The organism is Clostridium sp. L2-50 (assembly GCF_000154245.1).
GTDB lineage: Bacteria > Bacillota > Clostridia > Lachnospirales > Lachnospiraceae > Coprococcus.
Map to the genome: position 1 here is coordinate 1 of NZ_DS480322.1, position 21567 is coordinate 21567.

16 protein-coding genes, 1 tRNA gene and 1 other annotated feature are annotated in these 21567 nt (G+C 41.7%); of the genes, 5 read left to right on the forward strand and 12 right to left on the reverse strand.

The annotated features are described in order from the left end of the window. Nucleotides 1–116: 116 nt before the first annotated feature. Complete coding sequence (locus CLOL250_RS08020) at nucleotides 117–1064, reverse strand: magnesium transporter CorA family protein (RefSeq protein WP_008401814.1); 948 nt, start codon at nucleotides 1062–1064, stop codon at nucleotides 117–119. A 216-nt stretch (nucleotides 1065–1280) separates the two neighbouring features. On the opposite strand from CLOL250_RS08020, the gene CLOL250_RS08025 reads away from it, so the two are divergent. Together CLOL250_RS08025 and hslO are read left to right on the forward strand one after the other, a co-directional pair. After that, nucleotides 1281–2054, forward strand: coding sequence for a class I SAM-dependent DNA methyltransferase (locus CLOL250_RS08025; RefSeq protein ID WP_008401815.1), 774 nt, complete (start codon nucleotides 1281–1283; stop codon nucleotides 2052–2054). Between the two features lie 172 nt (nucleotides 2055–2226). Next, on the forward strand, nucleotides 2227–3102 hold the full coding sequence (gene hslO / locus CLOL250_RS08030; RefSeq protein ID WP_008401816.1) for an Hsp33 family molecular chaperone HslO: 876 nt from the start codon (nucleotides 2227–2229) through the stop codon (nucleotides 3100–3102). Nucleotides 3103–3379: 277 nt separating this feature from the next. Here the strand turns inward: hslO and CLOL250_RS08035 are convergent, their stop codons facing one another. Continuing rightward, the gene (locus CLOL250_RS08035; protein ID WP_044945602.1) at nucleotides 3380–4687 is read right to left on the reverse strand and encodes a Na+/H+ antiporter NhaC family protein; all 1308 of its coding nucleotides are present in this window, start codon (nucleotides 4685–4687) and stop codon (nucleotides 3380–3382) included. A gap of 215 nt (nucleotides 4688–4902) precedes the next feature. Here CLOL250_RS08035 and typA point away from each other — a divergent pair, with 215 nt between their 5' ends. Beyond that, nucleotides 4903–6741, forward strand: a complete 1839-nt coding sequence (gene typA / locus CLOL250_RS08040; protein WP_008401819.1) for a translational GTPase TypA — start codon at nucleotides 4903–4905, stop codon at nucleotides 6739–6741. Between the two features lie 128 nt (nucleotides 6742–6869). On the opposite strand, the gene CLOL250_RS08045 is transcribed toward typA, so the two are convergent. The 3 genes from CLOL250_RS08045 to aspS all read right to left on the reverse strand — a co-directional run bounded on the left by CLOL250_RS08045 (nucleotide 6870) and on the right by aspS (nucleotide 10173). Next, entirely contained in the window at nucleotides 6870–7472 is a 603-nt protein-coding gene (locus CLOL250_RS08045) for a TIGR04100 family radical SAM protein (protein ID WP_044945605.1), read from the reverse strand. 15 nt (nucleotides 7473–7487) lie between these two features. Then, nucleotides 7488–8330, reverse strand: a complete 843-nt coding sequence (locus CLOL250_RS08050; protein ID WP_008401822.1) for a pyridoxamine kinase — start codon at nucleotides 8328–8330, stop codon at nucleotides 7488–7490. Nucleotides 8331–8421: 91 nt separating this feature from the next. Beyond that, nucleotides 8422–10173, reverse strand: a complete 1752-nt coding sequence (gene aspS / locus CLOL250_RS08055; RefSeq protein ID WP_021943673.1) for an aspartate--tRNA ligase — start codon at nucleotides 10171–10173, stop codon at nucleotides 8422–8424. A gap of 73 nt (nucleotides 10174–10246) precedes the next feature. Next, nucleotides 10247–10535: a binding site (T-box leader), on the reverse strand. Between the two features lie 139 nt (nucleotides 10536–10674). Here aspS and CLOL250_RS14185 point away from each other — a divergent pair. Both CLOL250_RS14185 and CLOL250_RS08060 read left to right on the forward strand, forming a co-directional pair. After that, complete coding sequence (locus CLOL250_RS14185; protein ID WP_274922261.1) at nucleotides 10675–10800, forward strand: hypothetical protein; 126 nt, start codon at nucleotides 10675–10677, stop codon at nucleotides 10798–10800. A gap of 329 nt (nucleotides 10801–11129) precedes the next feature. Further along, nucleotides 11130–12524 (forward strand): TrpB-like pyridoxal phosphate-dependent enzyme, encoded by a 1395-nt coding sequence (locus tag CLOL250_RS08060; RefSeq protein ID WP_008401825.1) that lies wholly within the window; start codon nucleotides 11130–11132, stop codon nucleotides 12522–12524. 227 nt (nucleotides 12525–12751) lie between these two features. On the opposite strand, the gene CLOL250_RS08065 is transcribed toward CLOL250_RS08060, so the two are convergent. From CLOL250_RS08065 to CLOL250_RS08095, 7 genes are all read right to left on the reverse strand, one after another. Next, a complete protein-coding gene (locus CLOL250_RS08065) occupies nucleotides 12752–13693 on the reverse strand; it encodes a tRNA dihydrouridine synthase (protein ID WP_044945609.1) in 942 nt (313 codons plus the stop codon). Between the two features lie 177 nt (nucleotides 13694–13870). After that, a complete protein-coding gene (guaB, locus tag CLOL250_RS08070) occupies nucleotides 13871–15322 on the reverse strand; it encodes an IMP dehydrogenase (protein WP_008401827.1) in 1452 nt (483 codons plus the stop codon). Between the two features lie 171 nt (nucleotides 15323–15493). Beyond that, nucleotides 15494–17539 (reverse strand): LTA synthase family protein, encoded by a 2046-nt coding sequence (locus tag CLOL250_RS08075; RefSeq protein ID WP_008401828.1) that lies wholly within the window; start codon nucleotides 17537–17539, stop codon nucleotides 15494–15496. Nucleotides 17540–17986: 447 nt separating this feature from the next. Further along, nucleotides 17987–18058: transfer RNA gene (locus CLOL250_RS08080), tRNA-Gly, on the reverse strand. A gap of 127 nt (nucleotides 18059–18185) precedes the next feature. Then, on the reverse strand, nucleotides 18186–19166 hold the full coding sequence (gene lgt, locus CLOL250_RS08085) for a prolipoprotein diacylglyceryl transferase (protein ID WP_008401829.1): 981 nt from the start codon (nucleotides 19164–19166) through the stop codon (nucleotides 18186–18188). Nucleotides 19167–19195: 29 nt separating this feature from the next. Next, a complete protein-coding gene (gene ychF, locus CLOL250_RS08090; RefSeq protein ID WP_021943678.1) occupies nucleotides 19196–20293 on the reverse strand; it encodes a redox-regulated ATPase YchF in 1098 nt (365 codons plus the stop codon). Nucleotides 20294–20410: 117 nt separating this feature from the next. Further along, entirely contained in the window at nucleotides 20411–21550 is a 1140-nt protein-coding gene (locus CLOL250_RS08095; RefSeq protein ID WP_008401831.1) for a tyrosine-type recombinase/integrase, read from the reverse strand. Nucleotides 21551–21567: the final 17 nt, after the last annotated feature.

Sequence of the window (21567 nt, forward strand, 5' to 3'; positions counted from 1 at the left end):
CACACATGCGCATTCCGGACTATCGTCCTTCATGCTTATGTGTGTTTATCCGTCAAATAAATAAGCAGCGTTGTCTGTACACAGACACGCTGCTTATTTGCTTGACGGATTTATTTTTACATCTTGAACATTTTCTTTTTCTTGAGGATTAGGGCTATGATTATGCAGATCAGGACAATGATACCACATACAATGTAGAAGCCGTATGGGGTTTCTGCGAGAGGCATCCACTTACCTGATACGTTCATTCCATAGATACCGGATATGATCGTCGGGATCGCCATTACGATGGTGATAGCCGCTAAGAACTTCATGATATTGTTCAGGCGGTTATTGATAATCGTCGTCATCAGTTCTCTTGTACCGCTTATGATATCTCGATAGATTCCGGTCATCTCGATAGCCTGTTTGTTCTCGACCATAACATCATCCAGAAGCTCCTGATCCTCCGGATACTGCTTGATACTGCTGTATCTTGCAAGCTTATCTAATACAACTCCGTTTGCACGAAGTGATGTTGCAAAGTATACAAGGTTAGATTCCAGTTCGTGAAGATCAATCAGATCCGCATCCTCTGTCTCATCCTGGATCCGTTGCTCGATCAGATTTCTTCTGCGATCCATAACTCGCAGATAATACTGATAGGTCATGCAGTTTCTATATAAAATCTGGTACATGAAGCGCATCCGTTTCTTTGTACTGAATTCCTTTACCTTTGACTCAATAAATGCATCCAGAACAGGCGTATCCTCCGCGCATACCGTGATCAGAATGTCCTTTACGAGGATAATACCCAAAGGAATAGTTGTATATGCTTCGCGTTCATTTCTCATCTCGATCGACGGAATATCGACAAGGATCAGTGTATAACCATCTTCGACCTCCACACGGGAGCTCTCCTCATCATCCAATGCAGCTCTGACATCTGCCAGATCAATCTCAAAATCTTCTGCAATCAGTTTGGTCTCATCTACTGTAGGTTTCGTCATACAAACCCACATATTGTCTTCATATTCTGTTATCTCTGACAAAACCTTATGATCTGTTCTGTAGAACTTTATCATTCCAAACTACCCACTTTCATATATGGTTTCTTCCATATGAGGATTTCTAACCGAATTTATATTAACACAAAAGCCCACCATGTTCAATCTCAAACCTTATTTTTTACATTCTGTCTGCCGCAGCAAATAGAAAACTGCTCCAAAAGAAACGGTTGTTTTTCCTTTCTGAGATGTATATAATGATGGCATTGAGATTTTATGAAATGAGGTTTTTCTATGGATGCCTATACAAGCTTCGCGCAGGTATACGATGAGCTGATGGATAACATTCCTTATGACGAATGGATATCTTATATCACCAGCCTGCTCCATGAATACAATATCACCGAAGGTCTGGTTGCCGAGCTTGGTTGCGGAACGGGAACGATCACGGAAGGACTTGCAGCCGCAGGCTATGATATGATCGGAATTGATGTGTCTTCCGATATGTTGGAGATTGCAAATGAAAAAAAGATTGCGAATGGTTTCTCATCCATTATGTATCTCCAACAGGATATGTGTTCCTTTGAATTATATGGAACAGTAAATGCCATTGTATGCGTCTGTGACAGCATCAACTATCTGTCAAATACAGATCAGATCACTACCGTTTTTTCTCTTGCAAATAATTATCTGGAAGCAGGGGGTATCTTTATCTGTGATTTTAAGACCAAACACTATTTCCGGGATGTCGTTGCAGATTCAGTGATTGCTGAGGATCGGGATGATGTCAGCTTCATTTGGGATAATTATTATGATGAGGAACAAAATGTCAACGAGCTTGCACTCAGCCTGTTTCTGAAAGAGGAGAACGACCTGTACCGAAAAACGCAGGAATTCCATTACCAGATCGGACTGACCTGTGAGGACATGATTCGTTGTGTAGAACAGGCAGGTATGGAGCTTCTTGCCATGTATGATGCATTTACGCACACGCCAGCAACCGATGACAGTGAACGTGTCTATGTGATAGCCAGAGAAAAACATCACGAAGGCAAATTATATATCTGATCTCCTGCCCGTAGTGATTTTAGTCATCAATTTTTTATTAAGCACTACTTTTATAAGTACAAGCATTATTTTGTTATTAATCAGCACTTTATAAATGCAGGTATTATTTTTAAAAAGGCACCTTAAAAGTGCAATATTTTACGTTATATATAGAAAGAACGAGGAATAACATATGAGTGATTATATTATCAGAGGTATGGCGGCAGATGGACAGGTTCGTTTCTTTGCCGGCACCACAAAGGAAATCGTTGAAACAGCAAGAAGTATTCACAATACCAGTCCGGTTGCTACCGCTGCCCTCGGTCGTCTGCTAACCGCAGGTGCATTGATGGGGGCTGCATGTAAGAATGACTCCGATCTGCTAACGCTCCAGATCCAGTGCAGCGGTCCAATCGGCGGACTAACAGTGACTGCTGATGCGCACTGCAATGTCAAAGGCTATGTCAACAATCCGGAGGTTATCCTGCATGCAAATGATAAGGGAAAACTGGATGTCGCTAAAGCTCTTGATATGGGCGTGCTCTCCGTGATCAAGGATATCGGTTTAAAAGAGCCTTATATCGGTCAGACCCAGCTTGTTTCAGGTGAGATTGCAGAAGACCTGACGTATTATTTTGCAACCTCAGAACAGATTCCAACTTCTGTAGCTTTAGGTGTTCTGATGGAGAAGAACAACACAGTAAAACAAGCCGGGGGCTTTATCATTCAGCTTATGCCATTTGCATCCGAGGAACTGATCTCTGATCTGGAAAAACGTCTGGGTGAATTCACATCCATTACCGCTCTCCTCGACCAGGGTATGGAACCGCTTGATATCGTGAAGCAGATCTTTGAAGGCTATAATGTAGAAGTTACCGATACCATTCCTACGAAGTGGCACTGCAACTGCAGTAAGGAACGTTTCTCACAGGCCGTTATCAGTCTCGGTAAAAAAGAGATCGCAAATCTGCTCGCAGACAATAAGCCGATCGAGGTAAACTGCCAGTTCTGCAACTCGTCTTACACCTTCTCACCGGAGGAACTGGAAAATATGTTACTTGGCAAATAAAACAGAAAACGCTGATCTGTTCCTATGTGAGTGAATATTACAAAAAGAGTTTATCGGTAATGTGAATATGCACACCTATTATTACGCAAGACGCTTGCACTCTATTTCAACGCAACGGTACTAAGTTCTTCGCCTATGGCGACTCACTAAGAACCGGCGTTAAAACAGGCTTGCTTCATAATAGTATACATGTTCACATCGCCGATAAACTCTTTTATAATTCACTTAATTCGTATAGAAACAGATCAGCGTTTTCTATATTCTTGAATTGTCTCTATTATTTATCACTTCTTATTATGGTAACGAGTGATGTCAGCAGCAAGAACATCGGATAAAAAAGCTTCGGCATGATCTGAAAAGCAGAAATGGAATCACCCAGTTCTCCTACCGCGGCAATTGCAACTAACATCTGCGCACCATATGGGATTATCCCTTGAAAGATACAGGAAAAGGTATCAAGCAAAGAGGCAGTCTTCTTCGGAGAGATTCCATATTCCTGTGCCATTTCTCCGGCAATCGGATTTGCCATAACGATTGCTACCGTATTGTTTGCAGTTGCAATATCCATTGTTCCGACTAGCAACCCCATTCCGAGCTGTCCGCCTTTCTTTCCTCGAAAGATCCTGTGTATCCAACTGAGAAGTGCATCGAAACCGCCATATTCCCGGATCAGTGCACATAACGCCGCTACTAATATTGCTACCATACAGGTTTCAAACATTCCGGAAACACCGGAGCCCATATTTGTCAGAAGATCAACAGGTGCAGTATGTCCCCACATCAGCATAATAAATGCTCCGGATACAATTCCCGTAAGTAATACGATAAATACATTCAGCCCTATAATTCCACCGATCAGCACCAGAACATACGGTATGATCTGCACCAGATTATAAGACTGGCTGACCTGACCCCGTATGTCGGTCTGAAATGAAAGTACAAGAATTAATATCAGCGTTATAACCGCTGCCGGAAACGCGATCCAGAAATTCTCCCGGAATTTGTCTTTCATCTCACATCCCTGTCCATTACATGCCGCAATCGTCGTATCTGAGATAAAAGAAAGATTATCCCCAAACATTGCTCCACCCATAACCGATGCAACACAAAATGCCATATCAAAGCCAGACGCTCTCGACACTGCTACAGCAATCGGTGTTAACAATGTGATCGTTCCAACCGAAGTGCCCATAGCAACTGATACAAAGCAGGCAACAACAAACAAAACCGCTACTGAAAATCTTGCCGGAATCAGTGTCAGCATAAAATATGCTACACTCTCTGCGCTGCTTCTTCCGACTACCCCGACAAATGAACCCGCTGCCAGGAAGATCAACAGCATCGTTATAATATTCTTATCCCCAACTCCCTGTGCCATAATCTCAAGCTTCTTATCAAATACCAATTCCCGGTTCTGGATACATGCGACCAGAATAGCTGCAAGAAATGCCACGATGATAGGCACATTATAAAAGCCCATCGGAATTTTCATCACATATTCAAATATAATCCCAAGTCCCAGATACAATACCAGAAATACACCGATCGGTAACAGTGCGATCGCTCTGCCCTTTTTCTCATTCATTTTAATACCTCTCCAAATCACTTATTTAGCAGGAACCGTTCCCGCCTGTCATACTTTCTAATAATAACATATTTTTGTACAGTTCGGCGCATTTTACCGAATATTTTGGTGTAATTTTCGGCTATCATTTCCATTGAAATGCTTTTTTTCGTATGCTAGAATGGTAAACGTTGTATTGTAAGTAATTTTAATATCATAAAGAAAGAGTGAAAAAAATGAAGATTACCAGAGATGATATCAGAAATGTTGCGATTATTGCCCATGTTGACCATGGCAAAACAACATTAGTGGATGAACTTTTGAAACAGAGTGGTGTATTCCGTGATAATCAGGAAGTTACCGAACGTGTCATGGACTCAAATGATATTGAACGTGAACGTGGTATCACGATTCTTTCCAAGAACACTGCCGTCCGTTATGGTAAGACAAAGATCAACATTATCGACACTCCGGGACATGCTGATTTCGGTGGTGAAGTAGAACGTGTCCTGAAGATGGTAAATGGTGTTATTCTTGTTGTTGATGCTTTCGAAGGTGCCATGCCACAGACCAAATTCGTTCTGAAGAAAGCATTGGAGCTGAACCTCAGTGTTATTGTATGTGTAAACAAATGTGACCGTCCTGAAGCTCGTCCTAAAGAGGTTGTAGATGAAGTTCTTGAGCTTCTAATCGAATTGGATGCAAATGACGATCAGCTTGACTGCCCATTTGTATTTGCATCAGCAAAGACAGGTGTTGCTTCTCTTGATCCAGATGAACCGGGTACAGATATGAAGCCACTGTTTGATACCATCGTTGATTATATTCCTGCTCCTACCGGTGATCCGGATGCAGGTACACAGGTTCTGATCAGCACGATCGACTACAATGAATATGTAGGCCGTATCGGTGTTGGCAAGGTTGACAACGGTAAGGTCGTTGTAAATGAGCCTGTTGTTATTGTAAATGAACATGACCCTGACAGAATGTTAAAGGTTAAGATCGGTAAGCTCTATGTTTACGAGGGTCTGAATAAAGTAGAAGTAAATGAAGCAGACATCGGATCGATCGTAGCCATCTCCGGTATTGCAGATGTTAATATCGGTGATACGATCTGTTCTCCTGAAAATCCGGACCCAATCCCATTCCAGAAAATTTCAGAGCCAACTATTTCCATGACATTCATGGTAAATGATTCTCCTTTCGCCGGTAAGGAAGGAAAGTTTGTAACCTCCAGACATTTACGTGACAGATTGTTCCGTGAATTAAATACAGATGTCAGTCTCCGTGTAGAAGAAACAGAGACAACAGAAGCTTTCAAGGTATCCGGTCGTGGTGAACTTCACTTATCCGTCCTGATCGAGAACATGAGACGTGAAGGATATGAATTTGCAGTCAGCAAAGCCGAAGTTATCTATAAGACAGACGAACGCGGTAAGAAGCTTGAACCATTTGAGATTGCATATATCGATGTTCCGGATGAATTTACCGGAACAGTTATTAATATGTTAAATTCCAGAAAGGGTGAGCTTCAGGGTATGGCTCCTACCGGAAACGGTACAACCAGACTGGAGTTCCTTGTACCTTCCCGTGGACTGATCGGTTTCCGTGGTGACTTCATGACCGCTACAAAGGGAAATGGTGTTATCAATACGATCTTTGATGAATATCTCCCATATAAGGGTGATATGAACTATCGTTCACAGGGTTCTCTGATCGCATATGAGACCGGTACTTCTATCACTTATGGTCTGTTCAATGCACAGGAAAGAGGTACACTGTTCATCGGACCAGGTGAACCTGTATATGCCGGAATGGTTATCGGTGAAAATGGACGTACCGATGATATCGAAGTAAATGTCTGCAAGAAGAAACAGTTGACCAACACCCGTTCTTCCGGTGCTGATGATGCATTAAAGCTGACACCTCCTAAGGTACTCAGTCTGGAGCAGGCACTTGACTTCATCGATACAGATGAGCTTCTTGAGATCACTCCTAAGAGCTTCCGTATCCGTAAGAAGATCCTTGATCCTACACTTCGTTTCCGTGCTAAGAGAGATGCCGGAAATAAATAAGCATTTATGTTATAATAATAAATATTACAGTAAGACCGCAGGCAGCCTGATCGCTACCTGCGGTCTTTATTTGTAGAATAACAAGAAAAGCCCTGTATTTTCATACAGAGCTTTTCTTATCAGATTTATTAATCCTCCCATGGGCGGATTCTGTATTTTGCACCGATCGAATCACAGATTCTCCGGCATTCTTCCTCTTCCTCTTTTGTAATCGTGGTATCTACAGTCGTCATAACTACATTTGTTACATACTTTGTAGAACTTCTTGCAAAGTCAAGCATCGCATCAAAGGATTTATCTCCAAACTTACTTCTGACCAGTTCATGATACCGATCTGCATTCGGCGTATTCAAGCTGATCGATACCGTGTCGATCAGGCCTTCCATCTCCGGTGTGATATCTCTGCCATTTACAAGATTTCCCAGCCCATTCGTATTCAAACGTATCGGCATATGATAAGTCTCCTTTACAAATGCCGCAACCTTCTTCAACACCTCAAAGGCTTCCGTCGGTTCTCCGAATCCACAGAACACAACCTCATTAAACCGGCTCATATCGAATTTTGCAAATTCAGCAATCACTTCTTCTGCTGATGGTTCTCGCTCTAACCACAGACTCTTTGATTCACCAACATGATCCATGTTCTGTCTGAGACAGAATGTACATGCACATGGGCATTTATTTGTCAGATTTACATACAGATTATTATGAACTTTATATAATATCTCCATACTATTCGCCTCCTGTTATCTGGCAAGCTTGTACAGACATTCCTCAAAACACACTCCATCGGTCAATGGAAGCTCCATCTCAACGGAACGTTTGATACATTCTTTGATAAATACACTTGCCTTCTTAACTGATTCTGTAAAATCTACATTATTTACGGCATCCGCCGCAAGAATCGCCGAAAAGACATCTCCGGTACCGGAGCGCGACTCTCCGATCTTCTTCGTCTTCACAACGGTTACTTTTCCATTTTCATAGCAGAAGTTAGCAAGGAAGCTTCCCCGCCTGATTCCTGTTATCACAACTTTTACCTGTCTGCTCTCTGACTGTGCTGCCAGCTTCTCCGCCATAGCTTTCAGTTCATCCATATGCCAGTCATCCTTATATGGTGTATCCGTCAGAACACATGCCTCTGTGGTATTTGGAGTAAGGATATCAGCAAACCGCACCAGCTTTTTCATCTGCTGGCACAGTTCGTCTGTATAGGTCGGATATGGTTTGCCATAGTCACCCATTACCGGATCCACGATCACCTTTGTCTCCGGTCTTTTAAAATCCGTAAGGAACCGTTCCACTATACTGATCTGTTCACTGGAACCCAGGAATCCGGTACAGACACCGGAAAACTGCAGATCCAGCTTCTTCCATTCATCGATATACCTCTGCATATGATCTGTAAAATCTTCATAATAGAAGCTGTCAAACCCCGTATGATTGGAAAAAATCGACGTCGGAACCGGACAGCACTGAACCTTCATTACAGAAATAATCGGCATTGCTACTGCTATGGAACAGCGTCCAAATCCTGAGTAATCATTTATAACTGCTATCTTTTTCTGGTTATTATGCGAACCCTGCATATCTTATGCACCTTTCTAACATAAAATCTTGGGTGTATATCAAAATAATCTTCTATCCGGTAATCTATACATAAATACCTGATTTTCTCTGTTACTGTCTTACCTTGATATGAACCTCACGGAGCTGCTGCTCTGTAACCTCACCAGGGGCGCCACACATCAGATCCTGTGCATTTCCGTTCATAGGGAACGGAATAATCTCACGAATATTTTCTTCATTACGAAGGAGCATGATCATACGATCAACACCGGGAGCCATACCGGCATGTGGTGGTGCACCGAACTGGAATGCATTGTAAAGTGCTCCAAACTTTGTCTTCAGATCTTCTTCTGTGTATCCTGCGATCTCAAATGCTTTTACCATGATCTGCATATCGTGATTTCTGACAGCACCGGATGAAAGCTCGATACCATTACATACGATATCATACTGGTATGCCAGAACATCTAACGGATTCTTCTCATTTAAAGCTTCCAGACCACCCTGTGGCATGGAGAACGGATTATGTGTAAAGATGATCTTCTTTGTTTCCTTATCGTACTCGTACATAGGGAAATCGTTAATATAGCAGAATCTGTATGCATTCTTCTCGATCATATCAAGTCTTGCACCGATCTCATTACGAAGCTGTCCTGCAAAGGAAGCTGCCAGTTCTTCTACATCGGCAATGAAGAAGATAGTATCACCTGCTTTCAGATTTGCAAGCTCTGCGATCTCACTCTTCATATCATCCGGAATGAACTTATCGATTGGTCCCTTGTATGTCATATCGTCCAGAACTTCCAGATATCCAAGACCTCCCATACCGATAGACTGAGCATACTTTAAGAGCTTCTCATGCTGTCCCTTTGACAGTTTCTTCGGTACATTGATCGCACGTACAGTCTTGCCATGGAATGGCTTAAATGTACATCTCTGGAAGAAATCTGTCAGATCGATGATACGAAGCGGATTACGAAGATCCGGCTTATCCGTACCGAATTCTAACATTGCCTGCTTATAGCTGATGATCGGATAAGGAGCCTGTGTTACAACAGAGCCTTCCGGTGCGAATTTCTCAAATGTTGCTGAGAGAACTTCCTCTCCTACTTTAAATACATCTTCCTGTGTTGCAAAGCTCATCTCAAAATCGAGCTGATAGAACTCACCCGGTGAACGGTCTGCTCTTGCATCCTCGTCACGGAAGCATGGTGCAATCTGGAAATATTTGTCAAATCCTGCAACCATCAGCAGCTGCTTGTACTGCTGTGGAGCCTGTGGCAGAGCATAGAACTTGCCTTTAAATTTTCTGGATGGAACAATATAGTCTCTTGCACCTTCCGGTGATGAAGCACACAGAATCGGTGTCTGGATCTCTAAGAATCCCATCTCTGTCATCTTCTGACGAAGGAAGCTGATCACCTGTGAACGGAAGATCATATTATCCTTTACTTTTTTATTTCTAAGATCCAGATATCTGTATTTGAGTCGGACATCTTCTCTTGTCTCCTTGGATGTCATGATCTCAAACGGAACCTGCTTGTATACTCTTCCAAGCACTTCTACGGAATGTGCCTCCAGTTCGATCGTTCCTGTCGGGATCTTTGGATTGTATGTCTCCTCATCTCTGTGCTCGATCACACCTGAGATGGATACACAATCCTCTTTTGTAAGTCCATCTAATAACGAAGTGTCTCTCATAACTACCTGAAGAACACCATACATATCTCTCAGGTCGATGAAGGATACACCACCATGATCACGGATGTTCTCGATCCATCCTGCCACCTTCAGCTCTGCGCCAACGTCGCCTTCGCTGATCTCATTTAAGGTTCTGTTACGATAAATGTTTGAAATGGTCATTTTCTGCATTATCTCCTTTGACTGATTTTTATATTTCACAGGTTGCATAAAAAAAGAACTATGCCTGCCCTGCATCCAGGACGAACATAATTCATATCCGCGGTACCACCTGATTTACTGTCTCTTATCTGACAGTCCCTTTCCTTGTTTCACGCACAATTGCGGCGCACCTACTACTGTGAGGTCCATTTCGCAGAACAACCATCTCGCATTTTCCGGTCATCTCTGCAAATGTCTTCTTCACGGGTTCAGCTTGCAGCTGTTAGAGTGTTATTCACGCTTATTCATTCTGCCGGATTCTCACCACCGCCGGCTCTCTGGGAGCGATAAAAAGCGCTACTTCTCTCCGTCTTCGCCTTTTCAATGTGTCAATTATATAGCAGGGAAAATGGCTTGTCAACGGACTTTTCTTAAAAATACAACCCCATTCATAAAAAAATACTTGCCACATAAAAACAATTATGCTAGTATTGCTTTAAACCGTTGAAGGAGAGTAAGTACATGATGCGACAAACATCCCAGAGAGCTGCCGCCGGTGGAAGGCAGTATGTTTTCCATGATGGAATGGACTCCCGAGGGCAAGCTGAACGATGTGGTACGATTCCTGTATATGCATTCTGTATGTAAGCCGGAGATGATACTCCGTTAAGAACGAGATATCTGTAATGTATGTATTTGCAGACAATGAGCGGGCGTATCTGATACGTCAAGCCGGGTGGCACCGCAGGAAACAGTTTCTAATGAACAATCTCCTGTCCCAGCATTTTTATACTGGGGCAGTTTTTTTATGTCTTAATATCTATCACAAATCCATGCAAAATTCTTTGCCCACAAGGATGATGATTTTGCAAAATGCATGACATTATAAAATTCCCCGGAACATATTTATATATCCCATCAAAGATAACCGGGATAACTTAAACTATTTATACAAATGAATCAAGCATTGGAGGGTTATGATTATGAAAAAAGATGCAAACATTCCGTACAAAATCTATTTAAGTGAAAACGAGATCCCAAAAGAGTGGTATAACGTACGTGCCGATATGAAGAACAAGCCGGCACCTCTGTTAAATCCGGGAACACTTCAGCCAATGACAGCCGATGATCTTCGTCCTGTATTCTGTGACGAACTGATCGCGCAGGAGCTGGATGACACCACCCCATACATCCCGATTCCACAGGAAATTCAGGACTTCTATAAAATGTACCGTCCTGCTCCACTGGTTCGTGCATACTGTCTGGAAGAAAAGCTGCAGACACCAGCTAAGATCTACTACAAATTTGAAGGAAACAACACAAGCGGCAGCCACAAATTAAACTCCGCTATCGCTCAGGCTTATTATGCTAAGCAGCAGGGGTTAAAGGGTGTTACAACCGAGACCGGTGCCGGTCAGTGGGGAACCGCCCTCTCTATGGCATGCTCCTACTTTGGCCTGGACTGTCAGGTATATATGGTTAAGGTTTCCTATGAACAGAAGCCATTCCGTCGTGAAGTTATGCGTACCTACGGTGCAACCGTAACTCCATCTCCTAGTACCACAACAGAGGTTGGCCGCAAGATCCTTGCTGAGCATCCTGGAACAACCGGAAGCCTTGGCTGTGCCATCTCAGAAGCTGTTGAAGCAGAGTCCAAGCAGGAAGGCTATCGTTATGTACTCGGAAGTGTACTGAATCAGGTATTACTTCACCAGACTGTTATCGGTCTTGAAACAAAAGCAGCACTTGACAAATATAACATCACACCGGATATCATCATCGGATGTGCCGGCGGCGGTTCAAACCTCGGTGGTCTGATCTCCCCATTTGCAGGCGAGGTTCTCCGTGGCGAGAAGAACTACCGGATCATCGCTGTAGAACCGGCATCCTGCCCAAGTCTGACAAGGGGTGTCTATGCCTATGATTTCTGTGATACCGGCAAGGTATGTCCACTGGCAAAGATGTACACCCTCGGAAGCGGATTCATTCCTTCACCAAACCATGCAGGCGGACTTCGTTATCACGGTATGAGCCCTGTTGTATCCCAGCTCTATCATGATGGCATCATCGAAGCCAGAAGTGTTGAACAGACAGCAGTATTTGAAGCAGCAACCCAATTTGCAAGAGTGGAAGGTATTCTTCCTGCTCCTGAAAGCAGCCACGCGATCCGTGTTGCTATCGACGAGGCACTGAAATGTAAAGAAACCGGGGAAGAAAAGACGATCGTCTTTGGTCTGACCGGAACCGGATATTTCGATATGGTTGCTTATGGCAAATATAACGATGGTGAGATGAGCGATTATATTCCTACCGACGACGATCTGAAGGCAGGTTTTGACGGAATCCCTCATTTCCCCGGAAATGAATTCTAAATCGGCCCTATAAAAAAAGGAAGCTGACAATACATATTATTACGCAAGACGCTTTCGCTCTATTTCTCATGTAGCGGTACTAAAGTTCTCCACTTCGTGGCTCACTAAGTACCGACATTCGAAAAGGCTTGCTCCATAATAGTATTGTCAGCTTCCTTTTCTAGTATCAACTTATAGGATATACTTCATGCTAATATCTTTTTCTCATTTTTATTCTGTTTTCTTCATCACCGCAACAGCTTCCGGACTTCGGTGTTGTAGGTATCCGGATCGTTGGCTTTGCGAATCTTTTTTAATATCTTCTGCTGGTCGGGAGCTTCAAAAAGACATTCCATAAACGACCACAACTCTTTCATCTTAAACATGACATTTCTCGCTCCAAGCCCTGCTTCCATATAACCGGCAAACAGTTCATCGTGGAATGCCAGAAGGATTCCTGCGTTATAGCAGCACCTCTGTTCTGCAATCTCCTGTGGAAGAAACGGATTTCCTATGATTCCACGTCCGATCATGATCTTATCAACCTGTGGATATCGTTCCTGAATATTTTTATAGCCGGCAGCATCGGTAATATCACCATTATAGCAAAGGACACTTTCTGTCTGCTCTCCATATCGTTCTACTGCCAGATCGAACATAGCAAGATCTACGCTGCCACCATAATAATCTTCTCTGGTTCTCGGATGAATGATCACTTCGGTAAATGGATATTTCATTAATACATCCAGAATATCCGGGAATTCATCTGCAAATTCCATTCCCAGTCTGGTCTTTACCGATATTTTGCAGATATCGGCTGCAAATATCTCCTCAAGGAAATGATCCAGCTTTACGGGATCTGCCAACATCCCTGAACCTTTTCCTTTTGAAACAACCGTACCGGAAGGACAGCCCATGTTTATATTGATCTCATCATATCCCATATCAGCTAAAGCTTTTGCCGCTTTTATAAAGCCTTCTGAATGATTCGTCAGAATCTGCGGGATCACCGTTATGCCCGTATTATGTTCAGGGCGAACATCCGCCAGCTCACGATGTCTGAACGGTTTCCCCTTTGCAGGAGCTATAAAAGGCGTAAAATACCGATCGATTCCTCCAAAATATTTCTGATATGCATTTCTGTATATATATCCGGTTATCCCCTCTAAAGGTGCCAGATAGAGCATCATAATTCTCCTTCCAATTATTAAAACATATGTCATCATGATAATCGCAGACACAGACTTCTTATACTTTTATGTCATCACAGCAGTCGCCAAACTCAGTACTCAAATATAGCCAGTGATATATGTTATCTGCATATTCTCACCGGCTATATTCTGACTTATATTTCTATTATACTGTTATTACTCTACGCTGTAGTTTGGAGCTTCCTTTGTGATATGAATATCATGTGGATGGCTCTCTTTTAATGATGCTGCTGAGATCTTAACAAACTCTGCTTTCTCATGTAATTCAGGAATGTTGTGAGCTCCACAGTATCCCATACCGGAACGAAGTCCGCCGATCAACTGGAATACAGTATCTTCAACAGAACCCTTGTATGCAACACGTCCTTCTACACCTTCCGGAACAAGCTTCTTTGCATTCTCCTGGAAGTATCTGTCCTTGCTTCCATTCTCCATAGCTGCGATAGAACCCATACCTCTGTATACCTTGTACTTACGTCCCTGATATAATTCGAAGTCACCAGGAGCTTCATCTGTACCTGCAAATAAGCTACCCATCATACATACATTTGCACCTGCTGCAATTGCCTTTGTGATATCTCCTGAGTACTTAATACCACCATCAGCGATAACAGGAATACCCGCATTCATAGCTGCATCATATGCTTCCATAATAGCTGTGATCTGTGGTACACCGATACCTGCAACAACACGGGTTGTACAGATAGAACCAGGTCCGATACCGATCTTAACTGCATCTACGCCCATATCGATCATTGCCTGTGTACCGGCCTTAGTAGCTACGTTACCGGCGATAACCTGAAGATCCGGATACTTCTCCTTTACCATCTTGAAAGTACGAAGTACGTTTGCTGAATGTCCATGTGCTGTATCAATAACGATCGCATCAACCTTTGCTGATACAAGTTCAGCAACACGATCCAGAATATTTGCTGTACATCCAACGGCTGCTGCACAGAGAAGTCTTCCCTGTGGATCCTTAGCAGAATGTGGATATTTGATCGTCTTCTCGATATCCTTAATTGTGATAAGTCCTTTTAATCTGAAATCATCGTCAACGATCGGAAGCTTTTCTTTGCGAGCCTTTGCAAGAATCTTCTTTGCTTCCGGTAATGTAATGCCTTCCTTTGCTGTGATCAGACCTTCTGAAGTCATTGACTCGCTGATCTTCTTGGAATAATCTTCTTCAAACATCAGATCACGGTTTGTAATGATACCGACTAATTTGCCATCCTCTGTGATAGGCACACCTGAAATTCTGAACTTTGCCATAAGTGCATTTGCATCGGCAAGTGTATGCTCAGGAGATAAATAAAATGGGTCAGAAATTACACCATTCTCAGAACGCTTAACCTTATCTACTTCCTCTGCCTGCTCCTCGATTGACATATTTTTGTGAATAACACCGATACCACCCTGACGAGCCATAGCGATAGCCATTCTGTGCTCTGTTACGGTATCCATACCGGCACTCATAAGAGGAATCTGAAGCTGTATTTTCTTTGTTAAGTTAGTTGTTAAATCCACGTCATTTGGAAGCACCTCAGAATATGCAGGTACTAATAATACGTCATCAAATGTAATTCCTTCGCCTATGATCTTACCCATTTTTTTCTCTCACTTTCTTTTTTTTATTTGTAAGTTGATATAACAGGAGCATTCAAACGAACGCTCCTGTTATATCCAAAATATATGATGCTATGCTATCAAATAACCTATTTAATGTCAAGATTATTTATTACCAAAAATTTCTTTTTTATGAGGAATTATCAGTTATCTTTAATTTTCTGCTACCGGAGCCTGATAAATAAACGCTTCCGACTTTCCGATATCAATGCTGTCATCACCAACCTGAGCAACATAGACTTCCTCACCATCGTCAAACGTGATATCAGGAATAAACAGAGTATTCCGATCTATATAGATTGTTTCCTTCTTGAATCCGTTGTTGATCCAAACAAAACTGCATTCATTGAAATTCTCACCCTTGATATAATATCCATGGGGCTGCTCCGGTGCTTTCTCCGGGTCATCGGACAATTTCTGATAATCGCCTTCTTTTATATCCGTAATATAGATTGGTTCTACACCATACTGCATATCGGTAGGCTCATATGGCCAGCCATCCGGATACATATATCGCTTACCGTATAACATATCATATTCTACATTCCACATTACATCGCTGTATTCAGGATCATCTTCGCTGTAAAGTGTATGCACCTTCTGCATGGCACTCTTTTCAAGTCCGATCACATCAAACAGCTTCGTACTCAGATCATAAGCCGGAATGTCTTCATCTTTATCAATGAAATGCTTCATATTGCTCCATATGAAATATTCCGTCTGATACAGATTTCCATTCTCTACATCATCATTTGTCAGTTCAAATCCCGGTAAATGATCACCATACATTACCAGTACTACATCTTCATCATAATTCTTCAGTTCTTCAATTAAATCCTTGATAAATTCATCCATCTCATGAAGCTGATTGCAATAATATGTCCATTCATTGTCCAGTTCTTCACTTCCCGTACCTGTTACTTTTACCGGATAGGAATAATTCTCATAATCTAATTCACTCGGATATCTTCCATGTCCCTGAACGCTGACCGTGAAGATAAAATCCTTGTCCTCTGTAGATTTCAAGGTCTTCATGATCTCTCCGGTCAGTACATTATCCTTTTCCCAGTTTTTCTGGGTATGCTCTACGTCATACATGTATTCCATAGGGGTAAATGTATCAAAGCCAAGATTCTTGTATACGATATAACGGTCATAGAATGTACCGTCATGGTTATGCATCGCATGAGTAGAATAACCAAGCTTTTTAAACTGTGTCGCCATCGTCTCACAGGTTGTACTTCCAAGTACCGTCTTATATGGATATTCACCGGCACCGAAGTATGCCACATCAAATCCGGAAAGCACCTCAAATTCCGAATTTGCCGTTCCCGCTCCGATTGCAGGCATCGTAAGGAAACCTGACGAACATTCTTCTTTTAATTTTGTGAAATTCGGAATCGGATTCATATTAAAAGATAATTCTTTTACATGTGATGGATCCATGAAGGATTCCAACTGAACTACAATTACGTTTGGCTTTCTCTTTGCAAATTTTGCTCCCGAAGCTTTCACCGTATCCAGTTCATCCTTGATCTCAAGCATCTTTTCTTCACTGTAATCTGACGGCTCACTGATTCCGACATCCACTACACTGTTTGAAAAGCAATATACAAAACCATATTTATCGTATGCTGTTGCCAGATTTGCAAAGTTATCCGAGATTGCCTGTGCATTTAATGCAATCTTTGTAAATAGCATAACCATACAGAAAGATGCAACGATCAGAACCGTTGTACGGATCCTGTAAATATTTCCCTGGATTGTCGGGGACTTTAAGAACAATATGATAACCGCTGCCAGTGCAACAAATAACGCTACACCGATGAATACAACCTGCCATACTGAGAAATACTTATCAATGATGGTGATCGTATTTCTCGCCATCAGCATATCGATCGCTGAAAACGGAGTGATACGAAAGCCTAAAACAATACAGTTCGTTACACCACAAAGCAGCCATGCAAATGAAATAATACCGTAACCAAACACTCTCTTACGCATCAGCAGTGCCAATGTCAGAGTAAAGAAGATAATGGAACAGTTATATAGGAACACCAAGGGTTCATTCACAATATATTTCATCGTATTGATAAATGAGTGTCTTCCCAATATCTCCAAAATAATATCCAGCACAATTGCAATCGCAACACACTGGAATATAGCTGTACTACACAATTTCTTCAATTTGTCTTTCATCTAAAACTCCATTCTGCCGTGATTCGGCAACCACTAACCAAATACTTAATGCAATCCTGTTATCTTATTCATAAACCGGTAATTTCAGAATAAGATTAAATCGGTTTCATTATAGCATTCCTTTCTTTTTATTCAATCCGCAAATTTTACAAATAATTACCTCATTTTTTCATTTTTTGCGTAATTTTTACTTACTTTTCTTCTATCTATATCTTTGGGAATGCTTTATATGATGGGAAAATATCATATTTCGGAGGAAACTACAATAAAACAATTATTAAATCTTCTTTAGGATTATTAAGAAGAAGCCCTTTGTTCCAGCATCGGATCATCGAAAGTCAGTCGTCTATGCTACTGTTTTTCTGATAAATGGCAGTGGCTCATTGAGGTTCAAAGTATCAACCATAAAAAAAGAAGCCTTAAATCTTAAGGCTTCTAAAAAATAAGAGCGCGAGACGGGGATCGAACCCGCGACCCCCTCCTTGGCAAGGAGGTGCTCCACCGCTGAGCCACTCGCGCATTTTCCATTGTTGTGATTTATTTGCCTCACAACAATGGATATGTTATCATAAGACGTTGTATCTGTCAACAACTTTTTTCAACTTTTTTAAATATTTTTTTCACGCAATGAATTACCGCATTGAGCCTAGTTGTTTTCATTCTCTGAAGGCGCCTGAACAGACTCATTTTCAATGGTCTGCAACTGCCCTTTTGCTCTGCGAACATAGCCAACGATGAGCACAACTGCACCAACTAAAAAGCATGCAAATCCAAGGAGCTGTGATACACGGATACCGGAATTGCCGATCATTAAGGAATCTGTACGAAGTCCTTCAATGATACATCTTCCAAGTCCATAGCCTGCTACATAGATAAATGCGAATTCACCTGTAAACTTCTGATGCTTTCTATATATAAGAAGAAAGATCAGCAACATCAGATTCCAGAGTGACTCATACAGGAACGTAGGATGTACTGTTATACATTCCATACCATGAAGCATCTGTGTATTTGCAAGCATGGTATCTGAGATCACTCCACTGCTGATCAGACTGTTTAGTGTTCCTTCATGTCTGTAATAATCAAGAGGGATTCCCATCGCAAATACAGAATCTGTATACGCACCAAACGCCTCCCTGTTGAAGAAATTGCCCCAGCGTCCAAGGATCTGTCCGATCAGCAGACCAAACGCTGCTGTGTCGGCAAGCCGAAGCACATTTACCTTCCGCTTCTTCGCAAAGATGCATCCGGTAATAATACCAGCAATTACACCACCATAGATCGCAAGTCCGCCACCTCTGATATTTAACATGCCAAGGATGGTTTCTTTTATATTTCCCGCCACTATATACTGATCCAGCCGGAACAATATATAATAAATTCTTGCGCCTAAGATTACCGGAATAATCAAGATCAGGATAAAGTCCAGATACATTTCCGGATCCTGCCCTGTTCGTTTCGCTTCATTTGTCACAAGGAAGTAGGCAAGGATAAATCCACACATAATGATGATACCGTAAAACCGGATTTCAAAGCTGCCAATGGATATATGATCACCTACATGCTTCAGGAAGATTCCCAAATGCGGAAAGATAATACTGTTAAAATATTCTGAAATAGTTTCCATTTTCTTGTTATCTCCTAAAGGAAGCTGTATTATACGTTGAACTTAAAGAGGATGACATCTCCGTCCTCTACCACATATTCTTTACCTTCCTGTCTTACCAGACCTTTTTCTTTGGCAGCTACCATATTGCCACATTCCATAAGATCTTTATAGCTTACAACCTCTGCCTTGATGAATCCACGCTCAAAATCAGAATGGATCTTGCCGGCTGCTCCCGGCGCTTTTGTTCCCTTCTTGATCGTCCATGCCCTGGATTCTGTCTCACCGGCTGTCAGATAACTGATCAGTCCAAGCAGTGAATAGCTTGCCTTTATCAGCTTATCAAGACCGGATTCTTTTACTCCAAGGTCTTCCAAAAACATTTTCTTTTCTTCGTCATCCAGTTCTGCCAGCTCCTGCTCGATCTGTGCACAGACAACAAATACTTCTGAATCAAATTCTTTTGCATATTCTTTTACTTTCTGAACATACTCATTTGATGCTCCATCATCTGCTACATCGTCTTCGCTTACATTTGCTGCGAAAATAACCGGTTTCCATGTAAGAAGGTTGTATTCCTCAATCCAACCCTGTTCGTCCTCATCTGTTACTTCAAGAGTCTTTGCAAGCTTACCTTCCTCCAAATGCGCTTTGATACGCTGCTGGAAATCCAGCTCCTTTGCAAGCATCTTATCATTTCTTGCACCTCGTATCGTCTTTGCTATTCTACGATCCAGAACTTCGATATCGGAAAAGATCAGCTCCAGATTAATCGTTTCAATATCACGGATCGGATCAACCGAACCATCTACATGAATAACATTTGTATCTTCAAAGCATCTGACAACATGAACGATCGCATCTACCTCTCTGATATTTGCAAGGAACTGGTTTCCCAGGCCTTCGCCTTTGGATGCGCCCTTTACGAGTCCTGCGATATCTACGAATTCAATAACTGCAGGAGTGGTCTTTGCTGAGTGATACATCTCTGTCAGCTTGTCTAACCTCTCATCCGGTACTGCAACGACACCTACATTTGGGTCGATGGTGCAGAATGGATAGTTTGCTGATTCTGCACCTGCTTTTGTCAGAGAGTTAAATAATGTACTTTTTCCAACATTGGGAAGTCCAACTATGCCTAATTTCATTTTATATATTTCCTCCTTAAAAACCTTGATTTTATGCGGCTTTGCAGGCTTCGTATTTCGCTGGTGTACCAATTAGTGTACCAATCTTGTTATATTCGCATGAAAATACATGAATTTTCATATTGCAACACCTGCCTTCAAAGCCTCTGCCACAAGGTCTATTTCTTTTTGTTTTTCTTCTTCGGTTATATGAACATACAAATTCATAGTGATACCAATATTAGAGTGTCCCAATATTTTCTGTAAGGTTTTTGGCATCATTCCACCTTCAATACATCTAGTTGCAAAAGTATGTCTTAATACATGCATCGAAAAACGCTTGATTCCTGCTTTATCGCAAATTTTAAATAAAGCTGTATCATAAGTGCTATTTTTTACAGGTTGCCCCTTTCTGCAAAGGAACACTGTATCAGCCCACTCTTTATCTATCACTTTGATTTTTCTGTTCTTTTCTTTTTGAGCCTTAAGAATACAAATTGCTTCGTCCGTAAGTGGTATTGTCCTGTATCCAGACTTGCTTTTAGGCGGTCCAACTCTCCACTCACCAACTTTGTACCTAAACTCCATTGATCTTTCGATTGTAAGAGTCTTCCTTTCAAAATTAATATCTTCCCACTTTAGACCAACAAGCTCTCCTGTTCTAAGTCCCGTCTGCAACGCAAATCTATACTGATACTCATAACTCTGTCCTTTAGCTGCCGCAAGGAAACGCCTTTGATCATCAATTGTAAGAGCCTCTTTTTTATCTGATGGCTTGCCAATATCACTCTTCACCGATTTCTTACAAGGATTTGTTATTATAACTTCGTTTTCCTTTGCAAACTCTAACATGTTATACAATGCAATTCTAGTCTGATAAATGGTTGTCGTCTTATATCCTTCATCCGCCATATCTGAAAATATTTTCTGACAATGTATCGGTTTCACTTCTGTAAGAAGTTTATTTTCTATCACGTTCTTGATATTTCTTTCATAACGTTCGGAATAATTACGAACCGTATTGGGTCTCACTGTCTTTTTCTTTAGATCGATCCAATATTCAAACCACGCATCCACAAGCATGTCTGTAGCATTCTCTAAATCACTATGTTCATCAATATATGTTGCATCTGCTATCCATTGTCTGCATTCCTGCAGTTTCTTAAAACGTTTAGATTTTCTTCGTCCAAATCTATCAGTAAATCTAGCCACATAAAGGCCATTCGTCTGCTGAGAAATTCCGACACCCAGTTCCTTACCTTTTAAGCTTTTTCCCATTCTGGCTCCTTTCCACA

Bases quoted from the DNA above. Each gene is read 5' to 3' on its own strand.
- CLOL250_RS08020 (WP_008401814.1), bottom strand. From the start codon at position 1,064: ATGATAAAGTTCTACAGAACAGATCATAAGGTTTTGTCAGAGATAACA.
- CLOL250_RS08025 (WP_008401815.1), top strand. From the start codon at position 1,281: ATGGATGCCTATACAAGCTTCGCGCAGGTATACGATGAGCTGATGGAT.
- hslO (WP_008401816.1), top strand. From the start codon at position 2,227: ATGAGTGATTATATTATCAGAGGTATGGCGGCAGATGGACAGGTTCGT.
- CLOL250_RS08035 (WP_044945602.1), bottom strand. From the start codon at position 4,687: ATGAATGAGAAAAAGGGCAGAGCGATCGCACTGTTACCGATCGGTGTA.
- typA (WP_008401819.1), top strand. From the start codon at position 4,903: ATGAAGATTACCAGAGATGATATCAGAAATGTTGCGATTATTGCCCAT.
- CLOL250_RS08045 (WP_044945605.1), bottom strand. From the start codon at position 7,472: ATGGAGATATTATATAAAGTTCATAATAATCTGTATGTAAATCTGACA.
- CLOL250_RS08050 (WP_008401822.1), bottom strand. From the start codon at position 8,330: ATGCAGGGTTCGCATAATAACCAGAAAAAGATAGCAGTTATAAATGAT.
- aspS (WP_021943673.1), bottom strand. From the start codon at position 10,173: ATGACCATTTCAAACATTTATCGTAACAGAACCTTAAATGAGATCAGC.
- CLOL250_RS14185 (WP_274922261.1), top strand. From the start codon at position 10,675: ATGATGCGACAAACATCCCAGAGAGCTGCCGCCGGTGGAAGGCAGTAT.
- CLOL250_RS08060 (WP_008401825.1), top strand. From the start codon at position 11,130: ATGATTATGAAAAAAGATGCAAACATTCCGTACAAAATCTATTTAAGT.
- CLOL250_RS08065 (WP_044945609.1), bottom strand. From the start codon at position 13,693: ATGATGCTCTATCTGGCACCTTTAGAGGGGATAACCGGATATATATAC.
- guaB (WP_008401827.1), bottom strand. From the start codon at position 15,322: ATGGGTAAGATCATAGGCGAAGGAATTACATTTGATGACGTATTATTA.
- CLOL250_RS08075 (WP_008401828.1), bottom strand. From the start codon at position 17,539: ATGAAAGACAAATTGAAGAAATTGTGTAGTACAGCTATATTCCAGTGT.
- lgt (WP_008401829.1), bottom strand. From the start codon at position 19,166: ATGGAAACTATTTCAGAATATTTTAACAGTATTATCTTTCCGCATTTG.
- ychF (WP_021943678.1), bottom strand. From the start codon at position 20,293: ATGAAATTAGGCATAGTTGGACTTCCCAATGTTGGAAAAAGTACATTA.
- CLOL250_RS08095 (WP_008401831.1), bottom strand. From the start codon at position 21,550: ATGGGAAAAAGCTTAAAAGGTAAGGAACTGGGTGTCGGAATTTCTCAG.